Raw genomic sequence first — 7,039 nt, forward strand, 5'->3', positions numbered from 1 at the left:
CATTGGCACCTTTCTTGCCCTTTCCTTCTATTCCACTTTTTTTGACTTCTTTTTGGGGTAAAAATTTTTCAACCATCTCCCAAGCCCCTTGAGGGACTTGAAAATTCAAACATCGCAATTAGCTCATATGTATGTAATCTCAAAACGAGGGGAAATGACATTCATACGCTCCATATCCCAATCAAAAATTAATATGGCAGATTGGGAAGACTGGTGTGAAAGCAGTCGATTTCCATTTTTAATGACGAGGCTTTCTGCTTCCCAAAAAGAAACTGTCGTGTCTTTTCCTGTGCGATTGCACACAAACATCGGAAGACCGGTATCTATCGTTCTTTGTTCCCACTCTCCCTCCGGTCCGTGCAAGCCTGGTCCCCAAGCGGAAGGAGCAACGAGAATGTCTGCCCCTTTCGTCGACAATTCGTGTGCAACGTTGTTTTTATATGAATCAGCACATATTAATACACCAACTTTTATGCCATCCACGTCGATCGGTTCGATCAACTCCCCTCTAGAAGACCACTTGTCCACCCGAGCAATCTTATGTTGCTTACCAATTAATTCACCTTTTCGATTCATGACAAAAACGGAGTTATACAGCGTGTTCTCTTCCTTTGACGGACAACCGATAAATAATGTTATTTCAAGAGAACGCACAGTATGACGTAATCGCTCCAACCATGCATCGGGCTGTTCTTTAATCCAGCTCGTTCCAATGACATCATCAAACTGTAATCCGCTCGTTGCTAATTCCGGAGTAATGATCCAATCAACCTTTTTTTCTCCCGCTTTTTTTACTGCCTGTTCGATTAGCTGTTGATTATATGGAATATCCCCATTCACGAGGAGTAAATGCAATAAAGCAACTCGAATTTTCCTCACAAAAATCCTCCTCATTCTATGATAAATAGCGACGATTTTTTCTGTTATCAATGAGCAGTAAAATGGACAATACCACCACACTCAAGACGACGATAAATAGAAATGATAAGTATAGCATCATGAATCCACCAAATGTCTCATCGAACTGTAAGAGAGTGGTATTTGTATCATACATGCCTCCACTAGAAATATATCTCGTCACTTCCAAATAAATCACGTGGAATATGATACTCATCCAAAGTGTTCCTGTATACTTTTTATAAAGTTGTAGCGCAATTCCAAAAGTGAAAAGCAAAATAAAGTAATCTATCGTTAATGAAAATGGCTCATGAAAGAATATGGACGACAATGTCATTACAAAAATCGGCACACAGATAAAGATAAGAACTTGCACAAATAACGAGAAAATAAATTGAAGTTTTTTATGTAACTCTTCAAAGATGAGTCCACGGAGAAAGATTTCTTCCGGAAAAGCTTCATACAGAAAAGCCGTTACTGTATTGATGAAAATCGCAGTGATGACACTCGTTGTTAAGTTCAAGCGGATGTTTTCAATACCACCGAATAAATACGCTGTAAATATACCCGCACCAAGTAGAAGCAAAGGTAGCAGAACTCCAACAATGAACTTAGGTAACGAATCTGCACCTTTCAACCCAATATTTTTCAACACGTCCGGATTTTTTCTTTTCAGAATATAAAGTACAATTAGCGTTAATCCAGTAAAAATCACTCCTTGCAAAAGCAAACCTAATTCTCGATCCAACCCATGATGTTCAATGAGGTATTGTCCAACATGGCCCGAAACGAAGAGAAATAATGAGATGAGGACAAAATACAAAAGCACCCGACGAAGACGACATTTCGATGAATCCATAAAAAGCTCCTTTCTATAAAGGGTATTGTTGTCATTCTAACAATTTGCGTCCAAGGAAATGGTCACCATTTACAAAGAATTTCTAGTATCGAGTATTGATGGATTCATCAAACATTGGTTCAAATATATTTTTCTTATTGTAACACAATCTATAACTAACTTATTATTCCTGGTGTAACTATTTCTCTTCTAATGCAAATTTCTTTATTCTCTCTTCTATTTCGTCACGAACTCGCTCAAATACTTTCCACTTTTCTTCTTCTGTTCCTTCTGCTTTTGCTGGGTCATCAAATCCCCAATGTGCTCGGTTCACGTGAGGAGGCGTCATCGGGCACTTATCATTTGCATCCCCACAAAGGGTAATGACGTAGGTTGCGTTATTTAATATCTCTAAATCAATGACGGAAGATTCTTGGTTTGAAATATCAATACCAACTTCTTTCATCGCTTTCACCGCATATGGATTTACACCGTGCGCTTCCACACCTGCTGAATAGACGTCGTATCTATCTCCTAAATACTTACGAGCGAATCCTTCCGCCATTTGACTTCGGCAAGAATTTCCCGTACATAGAAAATAAATGATTGGTTTTGACATAGTATTTCTCCCTTTTATGAAATGATAAGAAGCCAAATATATAAACCGACTAACGTGATGAACAGAGTAGGAATCGTTAAAACAATTCCGATCTTAAAATAATACCCCCACGATATTTTTACTCCTTTCGTTCTTAATACATGAAGCCATAACAATGTCGCGAGAGAACCGATTGGTGTTATTTTTGGTCCTAAGTCGGAACCGATTACATTGGCATAAATGAGCGCTTCTTTGTAAATCCCGGAAGCATTCGTTTCTGCAATGGCAAGTGCATCGATCATGACAGTTGGCATATTATTCATCACGGAAGAAAGAATGGCTGCGATAAAACCCATCGCAATCGTTCCAACAAACAGTCCTTGATCAACAGATGCTTGAATAACTCCTGCAAGAACACTTGTTAACCCGACATTTTGTAATCCGTAAACTACTACATACATCCCAATAGAGAAAAAAACAATATCCCACGGTGCTTCCTTTATTACTTGCTTTGTCGGAACAACAGGACTCTTTCGGGCCATTAGAATAAAGAACATCGCAATCAAACCAGCTACAATTGAAACGGGAATTCCAAAAGCTTCACTTCCAAAATACCCGATGACAAGTACTGCTAGCACAAGCCAAGATAACCGAAACATGTTGTCGTCTTTTATCGCTTCTCTCGGTTCCTTCAACTCGTTCATATCATAATTTTCAGGAATGCTTTTTCGAAAAAACAAGTACAGCACCAGAATGCTTGTTCCGATGGAAAAGAAGTTCGGTACAATCATCCGGGCGGCATACTCGGCAAAACCAATTCCAAAGAAATCAGCAGAAACAATATTTACTAAATTACTCACAATGAGCGGCAAAGACGCTGTATCTGCGATAAAACCACTTGCCATAATAAAAGGAAAAATCATTTTCTCATGAAAATGTAAATTACGTACCATCGCAAGGACAATTGGTGTCAAAATAAGTGCTGCTCCGTCATTCGCAAAGAAAGCGGACACAAGGGCACCAAGCAAAATAATATAGACAAACATTTTCAAGCCATTTCCGTTCGCAACACGGGCCATATGTAACGCAGACCATTCAAAGAAACCAATTGCATCTAAAATTAAGGAAATTAAAATCACCGCGACAAATGTCAACGTCGCATTCCAAACAATGTCTATTACCGCCCCCACATCGGCCCAATCAACGACCCCAGCGATGATTGCTAATATCGCTCCAGCACATGCCGTCCAGCCAATACCAAGTCCTTTCGGTTGCCAAATAACAAAAACAAGGGTAATAACAAAAATAACTATTGCTAATAGTGCAGAAGTCAATCGCCGTCCCCTCCGTTAATCACAAATCATTCGTTTTCCTTCTTTTTCTAAATCATTTATTTTATCTCTTTGATCCGGGATGTGAGTTAATATGGTTTCAATCAAAGGATAAAATTTACTTTCCATATTTAACGAATAAAAAATCCATTGCCCTTTCCATTTTTTCTCTCACTAACCCAACATCACGTAGTTTTCGCAAATGTTGACTAATCGCGGGCTGACTCATATCAAAGATTTCAACAAACTCACAGACACAACATTCATGATGATACATCATTCCAACCATCGTTAAGCGTGTTTTATCTCCTAAAAGCTTCAACACATGAGCAGCTTGTTCTATTTTTAAAACAGCTTTCTCCAAAAAAATGGCCTCCTAATACTTAATCATTATATAATTATATGCTTATATACTAAAAATATAAAGCGCTGCCAAAAAAATCATACATATTGACTTTTTGGCAGCTTTTTTACTTCCTTCGCCACACCACAGTGATAAGCCCTTCACATACATCAAAAATATAACACAACATATCGCTTTTGTACTTCTTTTTAGAAAAAGAAATCCAAAAAAAATGGCCATCATTTTTTTTGGAAGGTGCTACCATAGACGGATGTAGCTAACGTGGTAACAACAAAAAGACGCTATTCCTTCTGACAGGATAGCGCCGGTGAAGTGAAAAATTAGTTTGCTCTCTAACATTAACTGAATCATTTACTTTTTTTATGAAGAGGAGGAGCAACTAACCAACCTTTAATAACGCTTCATTTTCTTCGATACCCGGTCTAATCACATTTTCCACCATGTCATGAATAAACTTTTTTAAGTCTTCGTCCCCTGCATGATTGTAGAAAATTTGATAACGTGCCAATTGCCCCTTCGCAATAGATAGTGCTGACCAGACACCCATCACTTCTCCATAATGCATAGGTTCCTGCTTTGGATTACCGCCAAACATACCCATCTTGACAGTAAAATTGTGACTTAAGTTACTTGTCACATTATTTCTTTTTTTTTACAGTACAAGCACATCTTGTATTTCTTATGAAGGGAGGGTAAAAATTGAAGAAATATTTAATTGCTGTTTTTGTCGCGTTTCTTTTTATTTTCACGTTAACTTTTGGAGTGCAACCAACATATGCAAATTGTCATGGCACAGGAATAGTCCTGGGAGAAGGTGCAAATATAAGGGAGAGGCCTTCAACGAACTCACAAATAATAGGATGGTATAGGGGTGGCGCTTTTGCTACTGGATGGTTAGTAACAGGAGATTATGTAGTTGATCCTAATGGAGGACGGTATAATCAATGGCTTCAGTTGGATAGAGGTTATATTTCTGTCACAACAATGAGTTTTACATGTGATTGGTGATTGGTATTAATGTTTCTTTCCAAGACATATTAAGAGAATATTTCAAATAGGAATTGTAAAACACCGGTTTAATGGTCGTATGAAAGTGGAAAAATGGAAAAAATTAGGATGAAAACAGGGCACATCATGTTTCATACGACCTTTTATTACGAAATCGATGCACTGAAGCGTCGTATAAAAGATCCATACGACGAAATATCACACAAAATTCCTTTCGAATGGTCTCATGACGTGTTACAAATGGGGAATCTCGTTTCAGAGAAGCTTCGATTGGATGTTTGCGTCGCATGCGGACGTCCTGCTTATTATCCACGTACATCAATACTGGTGAAATAAACATAGAATCAGCGTCCGGGTGATTGGAGGCTCATTTGTACTTCTTGTGTTAATGTACCGCCAGAAACAACATAACCCAATAAGAGAAAAAACCCTACAAAAATGGTTCCAAGAAAATTTTTAGTGCTTGGAACCATTCTTTTTTAGCTAGATATGTCTCAACCTATATACACATCTATGATTCACATAACCGAAATCCCAGGTAAAACGATCGTTCGAAGATGCTTTGAAACTAGGTACTTCTCCTCATCTATAATACACAAAATCTATCTATTTTCCGAGAAGCTTTTGCTTCTTCAGCATGTCAACGATCCCTTGATAATAAGGTTTACTGAAAAAGGAAGCAACCCGTGCGGTCCACGTGCCAACACGATTGTTTTGTGATCTTTCTTGTAGATAACGAGAGTATGTATTGTTATACTCTTCTAGGAGAGGTTGAAGCTCGCGGTTGTAATATTCTTCGTGATAAACGGCTTCTTTTGGTAGACGTGGTTTTTGACCAGGATCTTCATCAGGATGCCCAACACAAAGGCCAGAGATTGGAATGACGTATTCAGGCAGACCAAGCAAATCAATGACTTCTAATGCATTTCTGCGAATCCCACCAATTGGAACGGTTCCGAGACCAAACGATTCCGCCGCAACGACTGCCGTACCTAGAGCGATACCAACATCTGTCACACTAACAATGAGTGTATCTATATCATCTGTAACATTAATTGTTTTTCCTTCCATTTCACACGCTATATTCGTTCGGTAAAAATCCGCACAGAAAATAAGGAAAACAGGAGCTTCTTCAATATGTTTCTGATTTCCACAAAGCTCTGCCAATTTCTTTTTACGATTTTCGTCCTTTACAGCAACGATAGAATAATGTTGCCCATTAATCCAATTGGGAGAGGCTTGAACCGATCGAATAATTTGATCCAATTGCTTTTCATCCACCGGCTTGTTCTTATAAGAACGGAACGAGCGATGAGATTGTAATAATTGCGTCACTTCATTCACAGTTGTAACCTCCTCAGATCGTTGTATGTGACCTTCACACCATAGTTAACATATCATACCTCCCCCTTTTCTTGAAAATATTTGCTTTAAGAACAAAAAAGATGATTCTCATCCGTCTTTTTGATGGATGAGAACCATATGAATGAATGCTATTTCGTAAGTAATTTTTTCATGGCGTTTATTTGACCAATATGATGGCCTTCATGAAATGCAGCGACCGCAGCCAGTTCTCCATATGTGGTGGCACCCCACATGCTTTCTGGCAACTTTTCTTCAAATTTTTCTACTGGAATTTGTTTGATGCGATCCAATTGATTTGTCAACTGTTCCGAAAGTTCAGAAACACTTGGAACATCATTAGGCCAGTCCGCCGGTTTTGTACCAGGGGCGAACAAGCTTTCATAACGTTGCGGAAGATGCTCGCTATTGTTTGGAAAATCAAACAAACCTAGCTCATTTACCGTAAGCATACATGCCAATGAATCGTGTTGCTGAATCCACTCGGCTGGATATCAAGTTGTTCCTCATCCAAATTTTTAACTTTACAGCCAAGAAGTCTCTCACTTCTAAACGTGAAGGTGCTTTTAGCACCAGTGAAAGTGGGAGATGAATTGGCTTCGGACAAGGACAGGCTTTGCCTGTTCAATTGTCCGACATTT

8 protein-coding genes and 2 pseudogenes are annotated in these 7,039 nt (G+C 38.7%); 1 reads left to right on the forward strand and 9 read right to left on the reverse strand.

What is annotated here, in order from left to right; genetic code table 11:
- Window positions 1–123: 123 nt before the first annotated feature.
- From GJS40_RS10875 to GJS40_RS10900, 6 genes and pseudogenes are all read right to left on the reverse strand, one after another.
- Window positions 124–879 (reverse strand): carbon-nitrogen hydrolase family protein, encoded by a 756-nt coding sequence (locus GJS40_RS10875; protein WP_270897887.1) that lies wholly within the window; start codon window positions 877–879, stop codon window positions 124–126.
- A 16-nt stretch (window positions 880–895) separates the two neighbouring features.
- A complete protein-coding gene (locus GJS40_RS10880; RefSeq protein ID WP_270897888.1) occupies window positions 896–1,756 on the reverse strand; it encodes a CPBP family intramembrane glutamic endopeptidase in 861 nt (286 codons plus the stop codon).
- A 178-nt stretch (window positions 1,757–1,934) separates the two neighbouring features.
- Window positions 1,935–2,354 carry an arsenate reductase (thioredoxin) gene (gene arsC, locus GJS40_RS10885; RefSeq protein WP_270897889.1) on the reverse strand — a complete coding sequence of 140 codons (420 nt, stop codon included), beginning with the start codon at window positions 2,352–2,354 and terminating at the stop codon, window positions 1,935–1,937.
- Window positions 2,355–2,368: 14 nt separating this feature from the next.
- Window positions 2,369–3,667, reverse strand: coding sequence for an arsenic transporter (locus tag GJS40_RS10890; protein WP_270897890.1), 1,299 nt, complete (start codon window positions 3,665–3,667; stop codon window positions 2,369–2,371).
- A 15-nt stretch (window positions 3,668–3,682) separates the two neighbouring features.
- Window positions 3,683–4,028: pseudogene (locus GJS40_RS10895) on the reverse strand (ArsR/SmtB family transcription factor).
- 379 nt (window positions 4,029–4,407) lie between these two features.
- Window positions 4,408–4,629: a DUF3231 family protein gene (locus tag GJS40_RS10900; RefSeq protein ID WP_333723926.1), complete on the reverse strand. Its 222-nt coding sequence runs from the start codon at window positions 4,627–4,629 to the stop codon at window positions 4,408–4,410.
- Window positions 4,630–4,727: 98 nt separating this feature from the next.
- Between GJS40_RS10900 and GJS40_RS10905 the strand changes: the two genes are divergently transcribed.
- Entirely contained in the window at window positions 4,728–5,036 is a 309-nt protein-coding gene (locus tag GJS40_RS10905; RefSeq protein ID WP_270897891.1) for a hypothetical protein, read from the forward strand.
- A gap of 606 nt (window positions 5,037–5,642) precedes the next feature.
- Here GJS40_RS10905 and GJS40_RS10910 read toward each other — a convergent pair.
- From GJS40_RS10910 to GJS40_RS10920, 3 genes and pseudogenes are all read right to left on the reverse strand, one after another.
- Window positions 5,643–6,380, reverse strand: coding sequence for an NADPH-dependent oxidoreductase (locus GJS40_RS10910; protein WP_270897892.1), 738 nt, complete (start codon window positions 6,378–6,380; stop codon window positions 5,643–5,645).
- A gap of 149 nt (window positions 6,381–6,529) precedes the next feature.
- Complete coding sequence (locus tag GJS40_RS10915; RefSeq protein WP_270897893.1) at window positions 6,530–6,850, reverse strand: DinB family protein; 321 nt, start codon at window positions 6,848–6,850, stop codon at window positions 6,530–6,532.
- A pseudogene (locus tag GJS40_RS10920) lies at window positions 6,838–7,039 on the reverse strand (hypothetical protein); the annotation flags it as partial. The pseudogene GJS40_RS10920 and the gene GJS40_RS10915, both read right to left, overlap by 13 nt.

This window comes from Aliibacillus thermotolerans (genome assembly GCF_027853235.1).
Taxonomy (GTDB): Bacteria; Bacillota; Bacilli; order Bacillales; family Marinococcaceae; genus Aliibacillus; species Aliibacillus thermotolerans.